The following is a 17,732-nucleotide window of genomic DNA, read 5'->3' as shown; positions in this document are numbered from 1 at the left end:
AGGATCGTATGACCGATTTAAATATAGTCATGGTTTGAGAAAACCGCCAGGAGTGAGTGTGTCTCATCTTTCTGGCGGTTTTTTGGTGTGCTAATCCAGTAAAGCAATTACCGAATCCATGTACTGCTCCGCCCAATGTGCAAAAGGCATATCCGATGCCCAGGTTACTCGGCCTGTTGCTTTGCATTCACCCCATAACAAAATACGCTGATAGAGCAGATGCACCCTAAGACGGGTAGCAAAGTGTTGGTATCGCTCCGTATCTGCTGCGCAGACAACCTCCCGGTAACCGTGAAGGAATCGTTTGGCAAGTTCGGGTTGACCTTCTCGTACATACATGGCTGTCATTTTGGTTAAGTCAGCTGTTCCGTCTCCAAAATAGGCCGTTGTAAAATCAAACAGACCACTAATCTGCCAGTCCGAAGCAAGGCTATCACCATTCCTCTGAATCACAAAGTTCTCGACCTTAAAATCACCCATCACAAATCCGGGCACAGGCATGGAGTGAAATGCAGATTCAGCGTTTTTTAATTGCTCGTCCACCCACTGTGTATCTTCGTCTGTTATCACGGAGTACTTTGCAGCATCCTGCAGCCAGTGATGGATTGTCCCATACAGCCAGTCCAGATATTTGCCCGCAAAGGGAACGATCTGCTTTGCTACAGGATCATACTCTCCCGCATCAGGGACTTTCCAACGGTGTAGTTCTGCTAAGGAGCGGGCAAGCATCGTAGCGATCTTCTCCTGATCCTCCTGTGAAAGTGAAGCCTGTAATGACGGATCATGCAGGTGCATTCCAGGTAATCGGGGCATAATCGCATAGCTCCAGCCAAATACGTCGGTATCTTCATGTAATAAATATGGATCAGGTACAGGAATGTTGGTGTGAGTTCTCAGCTGTTCTACGAAAAACTGCTCTTCCTGAAGTTGTCCTGCATATAATGGGTTGCCTTTCAGAATATATTCTCCCTCTGAAGAGCGAATAAGAAGTGTCTGACCCATCACACCCTCATCGGTTCGCTTATAATTCATAAGCGTTCCCAGATTGCAATCATGAAGCGCCTTTTGCAAGGATACTTGCTCAATCTCACCAAGTTTATTGGAGCCAAAATAAATACGGGTTGTCATAAGCCCCTCCTGCGATCTCAGTCTTCATCCTCTTCGTCAGACAGATCAAACGTATCGGCATCAACCAATCCGCGAATGAAAGTTTCAAAATTAGGCGCCAGATATGTAATCTCATAATCATCTTCCTGATCCACATGAACCACAGCAGGTTCGCCTTCAGGGCCACAGAATCGATAATCCAGCATCACTACATCATGTCCGGCAGACGGACAATCACAGATCACAACACCAAGATCAGGGTATCCCCAATCTTCAATCATGAAACGGCTTCCAAATTCTCCGCCCAGTGTATTGGACTTGTCCCATGCAATGCCCATAATCCCCGTAATGGCGATATGGTCTTCAGCCCATGAAGTAGCTTCTTTGGTTGGGAAAACGGTGTGTGCAGGGATTCCGCCGTTCTGTGTGTTCATTAACTGGATATAGGAGGCAGGTAATTTGTAGCCTAGCTCCTGTTCAATGGTTTGGATCATCTCCTCGTCAAAAGGTGAAGATACATAACTTTCCAACGCATATTCGCTGTGTTCCCAGAATGAAGTCGGATCGTAGGACCCGGAAGCAGCTCTAAGATTGTTCAGCCTGCCACTGTGCTCCAATTCCAATAATATCTCTTGATGGCGCTGTCGATCCTGTTGCATTTTTTCAGCTTTGGGCCGTGTCCATTCGAGAAATTCGATGGTCGATTCGTCATGGGGCAAGAGCTCGTTTGCCATCTCAAAAGCTTTGATTGCCTGCTCGTACATGGCCATATGATAATAAGCGTAACCCAACCGGTACTGCCATAGTGGGTCACTCGCTCCCTGCCCATGGATAAATAGTAACTGTTGGACAGCCTCACGGTAACGACCTTCATTGTTATACGCTCTGGAAAGTTGTCCAATCAGCTCATAATCCCGTTCCGATTCGGGGATTTGTTGAATACGTTCAATAATAAGACTGAACTGGTCCTGTTCATGCCATTTGTTTAGTTGCTCCAGCAGTTCTCTTTCCATCACTATGCCTCATTTCAATAGGGGAATGTGAACCTCTTTCCATTATATCTTACAAGCTGGCAGGATGGATGGGTACAGTATCCTATCCAGTCGCATATAAAAAAACACTCCCACAAGCAGAAAGCCATCAAGACATTTCAACAAGGGGAGTGTTGTGCATTTTTATTAGATTGCGTTCATTAAATTACGCTCACTGTATCAATCAACTTACAGATCGTCAAATCCGTTATCGTCGCCGACTTTGCCGTAGTTACGGGATTTGGCTTCAAAGAAGTCTGTTTTCGTAGCATTCAGTGCTTCGTCGGAGAAAGGTTTGATCCAAGGCATGCAGTTTACATCCACGCCTTCGTATGCTTTTTCCATACCCATCAGGCGCAAACGTTTGTTGGCGATGTACTTGATGTAGTCTTCCAACTCGTTCAGGTCAATCCCGCGTACGTTGCTGAGAGTGTAGTGTGCCCAGTTGGTTTCGAGTTCAACGGCACGGTTGATCGTTTTGTACACATAGTCCATGTTCTCAGGTGTGTTCAGTTCAGGGAAGTCTACCAGCAGCTGTTTGTACACTTCAGCGAAGAAGTAGCAGTGTTGGTTCTCGTCGCGCTGAATATAAGAGATCATTTGGCTGGTTGCCATCATCTTCTGGTCACGGGCCAGGTTGTAGAAGAAGGCAAATGTACTATAGAAGAAGATACCTTCAAGTACCAGATCGGCTACCATGGCCTGGAAGAACGTCTGTGGAGACGGGTTATCCCGGAAGGTTTGGTAGATGTCGGCGATGAACCGGTTACGGTCAAGCAGCACCGGATCATGTTTCCAGTATTCAAAGATTTCCTTTTGCTCCCGATCGGACACGATGGAGGACAGAACGTAAGAGTACGATTGGTTGTGTACAACTTCCTGTTGTCCAATGATTGCCGAGATCGCTTCCAGTGAGGAATCCGTGAAATAACGTTTCACGTCACCTACAAACATCGTTTGCATGGAGTCCAATACAGCGAGCAGGGAGATGTTGACTTTAAATGTACGCTGTTCTTCCGGATCCAATTGGGCAAATTGGGAAGCATCCTTGGACATTGGAATTTCATCCGCGATCCAGTGGTTGAGCAGCAGTACTTTGTACAGTTTGTACATATGAGGCATACGAATATCGTTCCAGTTCAGAATGCCTGAGCATTCCCCTTCAATGATACGGGTAGACTGGTTAGGCGCTTCGGTATTGAAAATTTTCTGCAATTGCATAATCCGTTCACTCCTTGAATGAATTTACACTGTATAACTACGATGACAGAACAACCTTCCGATCGCTGTTATCCCCTGATTTTTTTGATTCCCTCTTTTATAAGGGGAAATCCGGTGATAAAGGCGAGCGCTCCGCTTCTTCAGCTTTGTTCTGTCCTCTTCGTTATCGTGTAATCATTAATTCTTTTATATATTAGGGTTGTATAATGTGGCATCTATATCAACATCTCATGATGTTGTGATCGTATTTTAGGCAAAAAAGAACCAGAGCAACGCCATTTTGCAATCAAAACAGGATGCCCTGGTGGTCATCGTGGATCTAGTTAATAATCTTGATCAATGATAAAAACGTAGCTTGTGCAAAAAAAATCAAGATTCTTCAATCGTTAATGCCCGGCTACGAACATAATAGGTTGATTTCATGCCGGCTCTCCAGGCGTGCAGATGCAATTCCAGGAATTCTGTTGCTTTGATATCCGGTCGAACGTAAAAGTTGAAGCTTTGTCCCTGATCGACGTGGCGCTGACGGGCAGCCGCCATATTAATGGAAGCATGTTGATCTACCATGAACGCCGTTTGGTAATAAGGGCTTGTTTTTTCGGACAGATCCGGAGCCGGGTTGGCAATTTTGTAAGTTGTTTTCTCTTCATAAGATAACAGCTCATAGAGCGGATCAATACTAGCTGTTGAGCCAGCAATGATCGACGTGGAACCGTTAGGCGCAATGGCGAACAACCAGGCATTACGTACACCGTTTTGCTGTACTTCGGCTTGCAGTTCTTTCCACTGTTCCGTCGTTACGAACTCGCCTGCGCGCTCACCTGACGTGTACTCGCGTTGGTCGAAGTAGTGACCACTTTCCCAATCGGAACCTTTGAATTTCGGATAATGTCCTTTTTCCTTGGACAGCTCCATGCTGGCTTTCACGAGCAGGTAGTTAATTTTTTCGTACAGATTATCGTTATACGTTACCGCTTCATCGGATTCCCAATGAATGCCTTCAAGGGCAAGCAGGTGGTGAAGTCCAAACGTTCCCAGACCGACTGCGCGATATTGGCTGTTGGTATATTGGGCTTGCAGCACTTCAATGTTGTTAATATCGATAACGTTGTCCAGCATGCGCACCTGAATCGGTACCAGACGCTCCAGTACATTGTGAGGCACGGCACGTGCCAAGTGAATGGAGTTCAGGTTGCAGACAACAAAGTCGCCAGGCACTTTGGATATCACGATGCGGGTTTGTCCATCTTTGGTTACAAGTTCTTCCTTTTCGATAACCGTGGCAGACTGGTTCTGCATAATTTCGGTACACAGGTTGGAGGAGTATACCATACCGTGTGCACGATTCGGATTCGAGCGGTTAACCGTATCCCGGTAGAACATGTATGGCGTACCTGTCTCCAGTTGGGATTTCAGTACACGCTTCATGATATCAATCGCCTGAACCGTGATGCGGGACAACAGCGGATGGTTGACTGCTTCTTCGTATTTATCACGGAATGCACCTTCACCAAAGGACTCATCGTAGAAATCTTCCAGTCCGAGTGCACGACCGCTCTCGTCTTTCCAGCCCATCACTTTCTTTGTTTCATGTGGGCAGAACAGACTCCATTCGCCGCGGCTGGATACCCGTTCCATGAACAGGTCAGGCAGACAGATGCCGTGGAATACGTCATGCGCACGCATCCGCTCGTCGCCGTTGTTAAGCTTCAGGTCGAGGAAGGCCAGAATGTCTTTGTGGAAGACGTCCAGGTATACCGCAATGGCACCCTTACGTGTACCGAGCTGGTCTACGCTGACCGCTGTGTTATTCAGCTGGCGAATCCAAGGGATTACACCGGAACTTGTATTTTGGTGACCACGGATATCCGAACCTCGTGCTCTGACTTTGCCCAGGTAAACGCCGATGCCACCGCCCATTTTGCTGAGACGTGCTACATCTGTGTTGGAGTCAAAGATACCCTCAAGGGAATCATCCACGGTATCAATGAAACAGCTGGAGAGTTGTCCAGCCACTTTTTTACCCGCATTGGACATCGTAGGTGTAGCTGCCGTCATGTACATGTTGCTCATCGCCCAGTAAGCTTCTTTGACGAGATTCATACGATTCTCAGCAGGCTCCTGATGCATTAAGAACATTGCGATAACCATGTAACGCTCTTGAGGCAACTCCATGACTTTTCCGTCAAAATCGTGAGCAAGGTAACGTTCTGCCAGTGTGAGCAAGCCGATATAGTCGAACAACAGATCGTTGCGATAGTCGATGCATTCAGCAAGTTCGTCGATCTGCTCTTTGGTGTAACATTCCAGCAGTTCTTCGCGGTAGATACCTTTCTTCACAAGATCCACTAGAAGCGGGTGGAAAGCGCCGTAAGGCTCTTCCGGGTAAGATTTGTATCTGCGGTTGGTTGCCGCTTTCTTGTAAAGGGAAGTAAGCAGGGAGCGTGCCGCTGCAAATTTCCAGTTAGGCTCTTCCTTCGTTACCAGTTCCAGAGCGCTCATCATAAAAGCGTTGCTGATCTCGTCTCCGGTAACTTCGTCACGACGGAGCTTGCTGTTTACCCCGCGTATCAGACGTTCCTTGTCCAGCATGTCCAGTCCTTCCAGAATACGATCTGCATATACCGAGATGCGCATATCATCAAAGGCAAGCTGGCGGTTGTTCGGCTTGGTCACAACTTGTGGCATGAATATTCCTCGCTTTCGCATGTTTAAGAGATAAATTGGAGAAATTCTTTATATAAAGAATTGAGTGTCTTCTTACGGTGAGATAAAGATATAAGCTGCATATTGCGGACTGAACGGCGGTGATTGCGAGTCTTGCCTCATCTTGCACATAGGAGCGCACGCAGAACATGGTCACATAAAAAGCATTCCCCTTGCCTTGCGGCTGAAAATGCCCATGGATGCCCTGAGTTCCTTATTGTCTTTAAAGAATCAAAAAAAGACAGAAAAGGGTGCTTATGTAATCTTTTGTCTATAGCAAACACGCCTGTAATTTAGAGGATACCGGTGCAGTCCAAATAGCCCCGTTAACCTCCGAGTCAAGTCTGTTTCGAGAAAGCGATTTACACCTACAGGGACGTGCCTTTGGAGGTGATTTCATCCTGTTTTTCGCGAGATTTCAGAAGATGACTAATAGAAGTGGGGTGATTTAATTTTACTACATTTTGTTGCTGTTCTCTTACTGTAACCCAACATATAGTGTTTGTAAACAGGGTCAACACAGTAAAACGTAATTCCGAGTATACCATTTAAGCCAGGATTCCGCAAAGGAAAAGGACTGGAAGATTTGAAGATTTATCAAAAAAAATTTTTGGTCAAATCAGATGACGTCATCACGTCAGTTTGAATTATAGCTCCTTCAACTGGTAGAATAAAAACAGGCAAAAATCGACTAAAAATGAGCGGCACCGGTATCTTTCGGGGCCCAAGGAAGGCGGAGCGAAATGGCAATAGCAGAAGTGACCGTAATTCCAATTGGCACCGGGACGACCAGCTTGAGCAGTTATGTGGCGGATATGCAGAAAGTATTGGAAAACCAGCGAGGCATTACATATCAGTTGACCTCCATGAGTACCATTATCGAAGGCCCGCTCAATGAAGTATTTACAGCAATTGCGGCTCTGCATGAAGCTCCGTTTCTATCGGGAGCTCAGCGTGTCTCCACATCCGTCAAGATCGACGATCGTCGTGACAAACCGGATGCCTCCAGTGTACAGAAGCTGCAATCTGTTCAAGAGAAACTTTCATCCCGTCAGGCACGGCCGAACTGACGGAAGTCAGCAGCATAAGGAAGATGGTCTTATACAATGTACTGCAAGTCTCTTTTTGGGGCTTGCGGTTTTTTGCATTTCATGGGTTCAAAGAGAAAGAGAATATGGTTGCTTCGTAGGTAATGCCTGCCCAAATTTAATCAGAGCCCGATCTAGTGTGTGATTTTTGCATATAGTGAACTGTACCTCAAATAAAAGGAGGGTTTTGCATGAGTGGAGTTGTAGGTGGATACGGCGGCGCATGGACATCGACTGGTGCCATTTTGGTTCTCTTCATATTGTTGGTTATCATTTCCAAAGCATTCCTCATCTAATAGACCCTTAACACCTAAACCATTGGTAAAGGAGGAATCTCCATGAGCGAAGTACTTGGAGGCGCAGGATACGGCGGCTGGACATCAACTGGTGCCATCTTGGTTCTGTTCATTCTTCTCGTTATCATCACTAAATCTTTCTGGGTATAATATGTTGAACTCCGCCGGTTAACCGGTGGGGTTTTTTTTGGTTTGAGGACAAGCCTACAGGAATAGTGAAAACGCCTATTTTGTCAAAGTAGGGCCATAGCCCGGTCCAGAGGTAGGCATAATACATAGCTTAGGGGTGTAGGCAAATGTTAAGGAGGAATGAACAATGAGCGAAGTAAAACCGAATTCACCGAACGGACAGGGACACGTATACGGATACGTGGGAGGGTATGAGCACATGCATGGATACACAGGTCATGAAATGCATGGGTACGGATATGGTTGTGGAACTATGCCAGCGGGCTATGGCTACGGCTACGCTCATCATCCCAATCAGGCTCCAGTGCTTCATGGGTATCACCATGGTTGTGGAACTTCCTATGGACATAGCGGAGGAAGCTGGGGATCCATGGGTACGATTCTTGTACTGTTCATCCTGTTGGTCATCATCTCCAAAACGATGTTTATCTAGTTCTTATAACAGCAACAGTATCAGGGAGTTGATCCATACAACTCCGATGAAAGGCGCCGAGATTGTATCGGCGCCTTTTAGCTGTCTGGACATTTTTTTCTTAAAAGTGGACATGGAAAAACACCCGGAACCCAATTCCGGGTGCTTTGTGTATGTTTTCAATCTTCTCAAGAATAAGTGACATCCAAAACAACAAAAGCCCTACCTCTCTTTTGTCCTTGCGGCTCCGATGACCGCGCCAGTGTGAATGGGAACATCTTGTGAAACTCTGTACTACCGGGTTAATGTGATTCAGGTTCTTCAATCTTCATAGGTTAATGTGCATGTTCGCTGCGGTCGCAGCATGAAGAAAATATTCCGGGGTTTAAAGAAGACAGAAAATCATATGAGGTTGTTTAAATACCAACTCTTAGAGTATACCACAGGCTGTAATTTTTTGCAATAAAAAGGAAGGTTGAAGCATTTTTTTGAAAACAATTGCGAAAACATTTCAAATTTTTTCTTCAATAAGGTAATCCTCTTCAAATGATTCTGCGTAGGTTATAATAAGAGGGATGACACGGAAAGGGGCCCTCGCATGACTGAATCAATAGAGGACAGCAGGTTAATGCGGCAGATTGCGGAACGAGATGCTTCCGCACTGGAGCTTTTATATGACCGCTACGAGCGGGCGGTGTATTCTTTTGCTTATCGGATTGTTGGTGATCCAATGACAGCAGAAGAGACTGTCCAGGAATTATTCCTGCGGGTTTGGAACAATGCTGAACGATATGAGGCCTCACAGGGGAAGCTGACCACGTGGATGTTCGCCATTACGCGCAACATTGCAGTGGACATGCTGAGGCGAAAATCCAAAAGTGCAGCTACGACCTCAGTGGAGAACGAAACACTGGCGGCATATGCCGATGAACATACAAATACAGAAGAAGAAATAGAGCGCAAATGGGAAGGTGTCCGAATCAAGGAGGCGCTGTCCCAGTTGAATGGTGACCAGCAACAGGTCATTGAATCGATCTATTATGCAGGTTTAACGCAACAGGAGGTATCCAGCAGATTCGGGATTCCGCTGGGTACGGTAAAGAGCCGTGTCAGGCTTGCGATGCGGCAGCTTCAGAAGCTGCTCGCCGATGCTGAATTGCATCCGGACGCGGGAAGGGAGGGCATACATCCATGATAGAACGACATGAGGAATGGTCTGATCTGGCACCGGTGTATGTGCTGGGAGGACTCGAAGCGGAGGAAGTGGCAGCATTTGAAGCACATTTGGCCCAATGTGAGTCTTGTCGCCAGGAGGTGAGGGAATTGCAGGAAGTAACAGGCTTCCTGCCACTCGCGGCGGAACCTGTTGCACCGCCGCCTGGCATGCGAGCACGTGTGCTGAGCAACGTGCTAGGACACGCGCAGGAGAGCGCCGGAACGAAGCCGGCGGCTGCTCCTGCGAAGCCTGAAGCACCCGCGGTGCTTCAGGCGGATCTTGCGCCGCAGCATGAAGCGGCGCAGCCCGGGCAAGGCTTGCCGCCGGAGACGGCGGTGCCTGCAGCCCGGGCAGAAGAGGCTGCACAGGCACAGCCATGGCAGCCTCAAGGGCGCGCGCGTGCGCGCAGCAGCCGCGCCTGGCGCATAGCAAGCGTAGCCCTCGCGGCAGCGGCGCTCGTGCTCGGCATTTACGCCGGGCAGCTGCAAGGCCAGGTCGATTCGCTGAAGCAGCAAGCTGCGGGCTCATCGACAGTGCAAGAGCAGCTTGCTCAGGCGCAGGCACAGAATGCGCAGCTGCAAGAGCAGCTCGCTTCATCCCTGCAGCCTGCACAGGGAATGCAGACAGGCGAAGCCGTCAAGCTTAGTCCTGCGACACAGGACATTGTGGCCCAAGGATTGGCTACCATCGTTATTGACAGCAAAGGCACTCACCTGGTCGTACAGGCGGAGAACTTGCCTACTCTGGAAGGAAATGAGGCGTTCCAGGTTTGGCTGATCAAGGGCGATACACCTCAGAATGCGGGGACCTTCCTGAGCCATAATGGAACGGGAGCGGTATATTATACGTTAGACTCTGCCAACGACTACGACACGGTCGCGATCACACTTGAACCGGATGCGATGGGTGATGAGCCGCGTGGTACAATGATTCTGGCTGCCAAGATTAAAGGATAAGAAATGTCTTGCTACATCAGGCTGTTTCCTACGGGGAGCAGTCTTTTTTGTATGGTTGTACGCGTACAAATAAGTTATATAAGCGATTCATAGTTAATTCCAGGATGGAGGTTTCCCGTCCGTGAAATGAATTAATTTTTTCAGTCCGAGCAACCGATAACAAATAGGAGGCTGTACCCTTAAACTCCCTCTGTCATCATCAATGGGGAGAATGGGTATACACCTAGAGAGTGAGGGGTTAGGGTGGAAGTATACCGTTCATTTATCTTTCGTCTGATGCGAAATTATATTATCGGTTCAATGGGAGCTGTTTTTGTGGTAGGTACAGTCGTTATGGTGTCTACCTTACAAATACCAAACATTCAATTTGTACGACTTATTATCATTGTGTTGATATCACTATTGTTCATGCTTGTTGCAGAACTGATTACGTTATGGGCACAACTTGGCCCCATCCGGCAGTTTTTTGCCGCTGAGCATCATGAAAAGGCCGAATTGACAAAAATGTATGAGAGCATTCACCGTTTTCCGGGACAAACGATCTATCGTATTTTGGGTCCGCATATGCTTGGATTTTCCCTGCCTGCTGCCGGATTGACGATATGGATGATTTCTACAGGATGGCTGGAATTTCCGTATGGATATGTCGCAGTTGCAGCTGCGTGTGCCTTATTGATTGCCGTGATGCATGCCTTAATTGAATATTTTCTGACGGTTCGGACCGTGAGACCGCTGCTGCTGGAAGTTCGCCGCAGAGGCAAAGAACAGCATGGCATGGAGCCATCTCTCGGAGGACGTGTTCTGGTGTCCATTCAGCGTAAATTTCAGCTGAGTACGGCGCTGATCGGTTTATTTCCATTATTTCTGTTCTTCCTGGCTACATCGATCCGTCTTCAGTATATGGATAGCGAGTTTGCGAAAGAGTATATTCTGTGGGCAGTTCTTATCGTTGTGCTGGGCGGGGGCTTCGCCCTTGTGGGAAGCTGGCTGCTGATTCGGGATGTTCGTGGTCCGGTTGCAGAGCTAACGGAGGAGATGAACCGAATTCAAGAGGGAGACCTGGGCAGAAGAACCCCTGATCTGTACGCGGATGAATTTTCTGCGCTCATCTCCGGATTCAATATGATGATTAATCGGCTTGAGATGAGACAAGAACGTAATCGGCAGTTGCTGCAAAGTTATTTTTCCACCTTGGCGGCTGCATTGGACGCACGGGACAAATATACGGCAGGTCATTCCATGCGGGTGGCAGAGTACTCCATTATGATTGGCAAGCTGAGTGGCATGAATGAGGAACAAGCAGATCTATTATACAAATCAGCATTGTTGCATGATATTGGGAAAATCGGCATACCCGACGAAGTGTTATTGAAAGATGGGAAACTCACTGATGACGAATTCGCCATCATTCGCACACATCCCGTTCTTGGAGAGAGCATTTTGTTACAGATTGAACCGATTGATGCCATGGCAGATTTCCTGCCGGGTGTAAGGTCTCATCATGAAAGATATGATGGCAAAGGATATCCTGATGGTATAGCAGGCCAAGAGATTCCGCTGTTTGGCCGTATCATTGCCGTGGCTGATGCTTTTGATGCCATGACGTCTGATCGTCCATATCGGAATGGGATGAGCCATGAGAAAGCGCTATCTATTTTGGAAGAAGGAAAAGGGACCCAGTGGGATCCCTATTTTGCAAGTTTGTTTATTGATGAGTGGAGGCGGCAACAGCATCTCCAGAAATCGTCGGAGCGAGGGGTCAGCTGATCCCCTCAGTCCACTTCGATTCTTTTCTGCGACGACGGAGCAGCGAGAGCCCAGTGATAATTGTAAAAACGCATTCGCCGAGTACGACTGCACCCAGGGCGTCATAGATTACATGTTGTTTAATCATTAAGGTGGACAATATAATCAGTGCTGCACCAGCAGCAACTAACACCTTAACATGTTTGCGAATACTCTGAACGGAGAGAACAGCACGCATAACCAGATAAGAATGAAGGGCATGAATACTTGGAAAACAATTATATGGACGGTCCTGGCCGTAGAGCCATCCAAGGAGAGATGCGCCTAGACCTGTACCTGTTAACTCGGGACGCGGCACCATAGTCTGAAAATTAAAATAGATCAGGTAACAGATCCAGACACAGATGTTCATGGATAACAGGACGCGATAATAAGTGAGCCGATCTTTGGCACATAAATAAGCCAAGACGCCGAAGACAAACGGATACCAACCCAGATAGGGTATGGACATGGAAGGTACATAAGGGATGATCCGGTCCAACGGGGAATTAAGAACAGAGAACCCGCGCTCCGGACTATTGAGAATATCATAGAACATCCCCATGACAGCCAAGGAAAGCATCAAGCTTAACGACAGCCAGTAGGATTTGCTTTTTAATACGTGCACAACACCGTTTCTCCTTTCATCCAGGTTCGCAAGGAACTGGATCACAGCAAATAAAATCGAACAACAATATATTCTACTACGTTCAGCGCACAAATTGAATCCTGATTTGTGTATTTTTGTGCATTTTTTTGACGACGAAGGAATGTCGAAGGTTGAATGGGCATGATATGATAGAGATGTATACGGACTAAAGGTTTTCTGTCAATGAATACACGACAACAGGAGTGAGTGAATGCAATTTTCAAAAATGTTCGTATTAAACATGGGGATGCTCATTACCATTGCTTACCTTGCTAGTGTGTTCTATAAATACGTCGTAATACGAGCTTCATCACGAGTAAAACAGATATGTTCGTTGTTTGTACTTATTTTTGCAGGCTGGATCAGCACGGTATTTGGATTTCAGCTTAATGATGAAGTTGTCTTCGATCTTCGTTTTGTTCCTTTAATTGTTGCCGTTTTGACGTATAGACAACCCTATAGCGTGATTATCGTGGGTGTTGGGATTGGACTGACCCGGTTAACTTTCGGTATCAATGATGCTACGGTGGCTGCACTGATCAACATGTCAATCTTGGGTGTGCTGTGTGCAGGGTTGAATATATGGATGAGACGCAGTGACTACAGGCTAATTGTTAAAGGTGTCATCGTCATATTGATTGTAAATGTGGTCAATAGTGTGAACATAGCTATCGTCGGCGTTATCCCGGCTACATATTTTTTCTCACATATTATGCCGTATACCCTTCCTGTTGGTATTTTACTTAGTCTTATTTTTGCTTTTATTTTACGAGATTTCCAGAATGAACAGAATCGGATTTTGCTCATCCAGAGCACCAATCGTTTATTGTCTGTGCAAAAGGAAGAATTGCAGAAAGCTCAGATCGTGCTGGAAGACCGTGCCAAGCAGTTGATGATTACTTCGCAGTACAAATCGGAATTTTTGGCGAATATGTCGCATGAACTGCGAACACCGTTGAACAGTGTCATTAACTTTGCCCAGATGATCAGCGAGAACGGTGATACGCTGGAGCAGGAGGATGTCGTACGTTTTGCCACAATGATTGAGCATTCTGGTCAGGAGTTGCTAACGTTAATCAATGACATTCTCGATCTGTCCAAAGTGGAAGCGGGCAGACTGGATATCGTCTTGGAGGATATCAGTGTTGCCCAACTCACGGAAGATGCTATGAATCACTTCCAGTTGGTTGCCGAGAAAAAGGGAGTCCAGCTGCAACTGGACAAGAAGCCAGGACTACCAGAGACCCTCTGGTCTGATCCCCAACGAGTCCAGCAGATTTTGCGTAATCTTATGTCCAACGCCATCAAGTTTACACATCAGGGGAAGGTCACACTGACCGTGAGTACCAAGCAAATGAAAAAGTCAGGCGTTCTAAGTCAATGGATTGTTTTCTCGGTACAAGATACTGGAATTGGCATTGCTGAAGACAAACATCAATCCATTTTTGAAGCATTTCAACAGGCTGACGGGTCTATTAGCCGCAAATTTGGGGGAACAGGACTCGGCCTGTCAATCAGTCGGGATTTGGCAAGATTACTGGACGGATCGATCGAACTTAAAAGCGCTGAGGGCAAGGGAAGTACCTTCTATCTCTATCTCCCGTTGAACCGTGAAAAAATGAGTTGACAACCATCACGCTGTGAGTAGAATTTGGGGTGACAACTAGCATCGACCGGCTCTTGAAACCCGGTCTAAGGAGTGTATCCCCATACAGAAGACGGTCAACGTTAACCCTCCTCCGTTTGCAGGCAAACCACGGCGCAAGGGTTCGACACAACGCACGAATTTATCCATTGCAACATGGGAGGGTGTACCGGCAATTATTTTGCAGACGTTGCTGGGAGGCCCATTTTTAACCGGATTTCTGCTGTACCTTGGGGCCGGGTCAAGACATATTGGCTTTGTGCTCGCCATTACGACGTTTGTCAATATCGCCCAGATTGGAGCGGCTTACTGGATGCAGCGCATTCGCAGCCGCAAACGCATGCTTATATTGTTTGTAGGGGTGCATCGCATCCTGTGGAGTTCGACGGGCCTCATCCCGTTCCTGTTTCCCAAGGAGTGGTGGGTAGGCATTTATGTTGGTGTGTATACGGTTGCATTTATAGCCAATACGATTGGCGGTATGATCTGGACCTCATTGATTGGAGATATCGTTCCTGCCAAGGTGAGAGGGCGTTATTTCGGAATTCGAAACACGATTCTGAACGCACTTGGAAGCGTATGCTTATTTGCTGGAGGCATCGTTTTGGACCGTTTCCCCGGGGAGATGGGTTTCTTAATCCTGTTCATTCCGGTGTGGATTTGCGCCATAGCCAATACAGTTATTTATTGCTTTTATCCAGATGTGCCGTTTGAACGTTCAACTGAAAAGGTCTTTTGGGGCATGTTCAAGAAGCCGTTTCAGGATCCTTCCTTTTTGAGGGCTGCAATGTTCCTCGCGGCCTGGTTACTGATCCAGACGTTGATCGTTCCGCTATTTTCCTACGTGATGCTTGACCTGCTTAACATTAATTATCAGACGGTATCTATAATGACCGTGGTGCAGACGCTCGTTATGATGGCCGGATTCTATATCTGGGGCAATCTGAACGCAAGATTCAGCAATAAAACCTTATTATTTTGGACATTACCGATCATCGCACTCTCCTGTCTGTCATGGGGATTGATGTCGTTTATGCCTGTTTTGATAGCGCTTTTTTTATCTCATATTTTTCTCGGTATTGGTGTGGGTGGATTCAACCAGCTTGCTTTCAACTTCACAATCGGAGATACACCCAAAAGCGAAAGACCAATGTTTGTCGCCGTGTATTCGGCTATGACTGGAGTGACCTCGTTTCTTGGACCGCTGATTGGTGGCTGGTTGTATGAGAGAATGGAAACCTGGCCGGACGCGATGAATTGGGTTTCCACCTATGGCTTCCAAGTGGGTGTTGGTGCAGCGATGCTGGTTCTTACGTTTACGCTTGGACGTCGTGTGCTTCTGAAATAGAGATATGTGGAGGGATGTACTTGGAAAATCACGAACGGCAAGCTCTTGTGATTGGAGCCACCGGGCTTGTGGGTGGACTACTGGTACGCAGCTTGCTTCAGAATCCGGCTTATGGCCGGATTCGTGTATTGGTCAGACGACCGCTTGAAATGGAACATCCAAAGCTGGAGCAGCATGTCGTGGATTGGGAACAACTTGAAGAGCAGAAAGATCTATTTCGCGATGTTGATGACTTGTACTGTTGCTTGGGTACAACGATTAAAAAAGCCGGCAGTCAGGAAAACTTCCGTCAAGTGGATTTTCACTACCCCGTAAAAGCCGCCAAACTGGCCAAGGAGTACGGTGTATCCCAGATGCTCGTCATCTCTTCCATGGGAGCCGATGCCGGTTCTCGTGTGTTTTATAGTCGGACCAAGGGAGAGATGGAAGAGGCATTAACGGATATCGGTTTCCGTTCACTGCACATATTCCGTCCGTCGTTAATTCTTGGAGATCGCAAAGAAAAACGGTTGGGTGAGCAGTTGGCAGCTCATGCCATGACGTTTCTGGATCGCTGGATGAAAGGCAGAGTGGATAAATACCGGGCAATCCAGGCTTCAACCATAGCTCGCGCCATGATGAACATTGCGCTTGTTCAAACCAATGGAAACCACGTGTATTCCAATGATGTTATTCATGTGCTTGGTTTGGATGAGTCCTGAGATATTCATGGTTATCCGATATTGGAATGAGAGCTAAGGGTAGACGTTTCTTGCCTGGGTAGGATCGTGGTATAATAAGCTTCAAAAATGAGTTCGAGGCTTGTCTCCTCGCGGTGGCAGGACAGCGAACATGAAGGAGAACTCATCCATGAAAAAACCAATCTCTACCGATCAGGCGCCAGGTGCCATTGGTCCATACAGCCAGGCCGTTGAAGCAGGCGGTTTCATCTATACTTCCGGTCAGCTTGGCCTGAACCCGCAAACAGGAGAATTCGGAGCCGATGTACAGGAGCAGACTCGTTTGTCCCTGAGCAACGTGAAGGCCATTCTTGAAGCAGCAGGCACAAGTATGGACAAAGTTGTGAAAACGACTGTTTTCCTGAAAGACATGAATGATTTTGTTCCGGTAAACGAAGTGTACAGCACGTTCTTCGAACAGCCTTATCCGGCACGCAGCGCAGTTGAAGTTGCTCGTCTGCCGAAGGATGCTCTTGTGGAGATTGAGGTCATTGCCCTCAAATAGGGGAGACTGATATTTGCAAAGCAAGGAAAGTTACATAAAAAGCCGATTTCTGGTCAGATGACCGAAATCGGCTTTTTGAATTTATATGAACAGATCCGGATTAATCCCGATCCTGGTTACGGGCGAAGAATAGCCATACCGCATAAATGGCTAGTACGATCGCAATGATAATTGCCGTATAATATACGGAGGTAACGTCTTTTTGTTTGAGTGCGATGGCAATATATGCCCAAGTAAAGACAAGTGGGTATACGCTATCCCGGTAAGGGAAGCTCACCAGTACAGCCAGCACAAGGCCTACAATTAACATGATGATGGTCCAGGTAGGTTCACTGAGTCCGAAGCCATCCCAGCCGATTTTATATAATAATACAGCCGCATTGATAATGGTTGCCACGCTAACCCATCCAAGATATATGCTGAACGGCAGCTTCACGAGCCAGATTTCGGCAGTTGTGGGGAGGGTGATTGCACGCGTTTTTACATATAGCATGATCAGGGACAACAGAAGCAGAACGATGACGACTAAGGCGAGACCGATTTTGAGATTTTGAAAAGCAAAGATCCACGCTACATTAAAGGCACAGCTTGCTAGAAACCAGTAACCGAGGCGGGTAATGGAGTCTCTTTTCCAAGAAGAGGGAACGAACTGATAAATGACAAAGCCAGCGAGCAGCAGATAGATCAGCCCCCATATAGAGAATGCATAGCCCGAAGGGGTGAGCAATACAGGGTACATATCCGATACTTCCTTGTTGGTTCTACCTCCGATAGGCAGCGCGTTGGAAAGATAATTTACTACGATAACAGCGATGAATCCAATCGCGTTTAACCACTTGTACGGATTGTTACGTGACAT

General features: G+C 47.1%; 17 protein-coding genes. 11 read left to right on the top strand and 6 right to left on the bottom strand.

Annotated features, from left to right (window positions below):
* Positions 1–90 precede the first annotated feature (90 nt).
* The 4 genes from BLS14_RS22430 to BLS14_RS22415 all read right to left on the bottom strand — a co-directional run bounded on the left by BLS14_RS22430 (position 91) and on the right by BLS14_RS22415 (position 6,047).
* On the bottom strand, positions 91–1,128 hold the full coding sequence (locus BLS14_RS22430) for a phosphotransferase family protein (protein WP_090954019.1): 1,038 nt from the start codon (positions 1,126–1,128) through the stop codon (positions 91–93).
* Between the two features lie 17 nt (positions 1,129–1,145).
* A complete protein-coding gene (locus tag BLS14_RS22425) occupies positions 1,146–2,120 on the bottom strand; it encodes an SMI1/KNR4 family protein (protein WP_090954017.1) in 975 nt (324 codons plus the stop codon).
* A 207-nt stretch (positions 2,121–2,327) separates the two neighbouring features.
* A complete protein-coding gene (locus tag BLS14_RS22420; protein WP_024632189.1) occupies positions 2,328–3,359 on the bottom strand; it encodes a ribonucleotide-diphosphate reductase subunit beta in 1,032 nt (343 codons plus the stop codon).
* Between the two features lie 369 nt (positions 3,360–3,728).
* On the bottom strand, positions 3,729–6,047 hold the full coding sequence (locus tag BLS14_RS22415) for a ribonucleoside-diphosphate reductase subunit alpha (protein ID WP_090954015.1): 2,319 nt from the start codon (positions 6,045–6,047) through the stop codon (positions 3,729–3,731).
* 761 nt (positions 6,048–6,808) lie between these two features.
* On the opposite strand from BLS14_RS22415, the gene BLS14_RS22410 reads away from it, so the two are divergent.
* From BLS14_RS22410 to BLS14_RS22390, 7 genes are all read left to right on the top strand, one after another.
* Positions 6,809–7,135, top strand: a complete 327-nt coding sequence (locus tag BLS14_RS22410) for an MTH1187 family thiamine-binding protein (protein ID WP_063568261.1) — start codon at positions 6,809–6,811, stop codon at positions 7,133–7,135.
* Between the two features lie 209 nt (positions 7,136–7,344).
* Entirely contained in the window at positions 7,345–7,449 is a 105-nt protein-coding gene (locus BLS14_RS32960; RefSeq protein WP_017690880.1) for a hypothetical protein, read from the top strand.
* 42 nt (positions 7,450–7,491) lie between these two features.
* Positions 7,492–7,599, top strand: a complete 108-nt coding sequence (locus BLS14_RS32955; RefSeq protein ID WP_197521564.1) for a sporulation protein YjcZ — start codon at positions 7,492–7,494, stop codon at positions 7,597–7,599.
* Between the two features lie 166 nt (positions 7,600–7,765).
* Positions 7,766–8,071 carry a hypothetical protein gene (locus tag BLS14_RS33270; RefSeq protein ID WP_063568262.1) on the top strand — a complete coding sequence of 102 codons (306 nt, stop codon included), beginning with the start codon at positions 7,766–7,768 and terminating at the stop codon, positions 8,069–8,071.
* Between the two features lie 577 nt (positions 8,072–8,648).
* Positions 8,649–9,245, top strand: coding sequence for an RNA polymerase sigma factor (locus BLS14_RS22400; protein WP_064642567.1), 597 nt, complete (start codon positions 8,649–8,651; stop codon positions 9,243–9,245).
* A complete protein-coding gene (locus tag BLS14_RS22395) occupies positions 9,242–10,222 on the top strand; it encodes an anti-sigma factor domain-containing protein (RefSeq protein WP_090810243.1) in 981 nt (326 codons plus the stop codon). Before BLS14_RS22400 ends, BLS14_RS22395 begins: the two co-directional genes overlap by 4 nt.
* Positions 10,223–10,465: 243 nt before the next feature.
* A complete protein-coding gene (locus BLS14_RS22390; protein ID WP_090954013.1) occupies positions 10,466–11,989 on the top strand; it encodes an HD-GYP domain-containing protein in 1,524 nt (507 codons plus the stop codon).
* On the opposite strand, the gene BLS14_RS22385 is transcribed toward BLS14_RS22390, so the two are convergent.
* Positions 11,982–12,635, bottom strand: a complete 654-nt coding sequence (locus tag BLS14_RS22385) for a phosphatase PAP2 family protein (RefSeq protein WP_079695791.1) — start codon at positions 12,633–12,635, stop codon at positions 11,982–11,984. The two genes, BLS14_RS22390 and BLS14_RS22385, sit on opposite strands and share 8 nt — an antisense overlap.
* 232 nt (positions 12,636–12,867) lie before the next feature.
* Between BLS14_RS22385 and BLS14_RS22380 the strand changes: the two genes are divergently transcribed.
* The 4 genes from BLS14_RS22380 to BLS14_RS22365 all read left to right on the top strand — a co-directional run bounded on the left by BLS14_RS22380 (position 12,868) and on the right by BLS14_RS22365 (position 16,873).
* Positions 12,868–14,283 carry a sensor histidine kinase gene (locus BLS14_RS22380; RefSeq protein ID WP_079695790.1) on the top strand — a complete coding sequence of 472 codons (1,416 nt, stop codon included), beginning with the start codon at positions 12,868–12,870 and terminating at the stop codon, positions 14,281–14,283.
* 208 nt (positions 14,284–14,491) lie between these two features.
* The gene (locus BLS14_RS22375; RefSeq protein WP_256336644.1) at positions 14,492–15,649 is read left to right on the top strand and encodes an MFS transporter; all 1,158 of its coding nucleotides are present in this window, start codon (positions 14,492–14,494) and stop codon (positions 15,647–15,649) included.
* 20 nt (positions 15,650–15,669) lie between these two features.
* Positions 15,670–16,350, top strand: a complete 681-nt coding sequence (locus BLS14_RS22370) for an oxidoreductase (protein WP_231952951.1) — start codon at positions 15,670–15,672, stop codon at positions 16,348–16,350.
* A 148-nt stretch (positions 16,351–16,498) separates the two neighbouring features.
* Positions 16,499–16,873 (top strand): RidA family protein, encoded by a 375-nt coding sequence (locus BLS14_RS22365; RefSeq protein ID WP_063567999.1) that lies wholly within the window; start codon positions 16,499–16,501, stop codon positions 16,871–16,873.
* Positions 16,874–16,973: 100 nt separating this feature from the next.
* Here BLS14_RS22365 and BLS14_RS22360 read toward each other — a convergent pair whose 3' ends face one another.
* A complete protein-coding gene (locus BLS14_RS22360; RefSeq protein ID WP_063567998.1) occupies positions 16,974–17,732 on the bottom strand; it encodes a tryptophan-rich sensory protein in 759 nt (252 codons plus the stop codon).

Source organism: Paenibacillus sp. OK060 (assembly GCF_900101205.1).
Lineage (GTDB): Bacteria > Bacillota > Bacilli > Paenibacillales > Paenibacillaceae > Paenibacillus > Paenibacillus marchantiae.
This window is presented reverse-complemented; position numbering and strand designations above follow the sequence as displayed.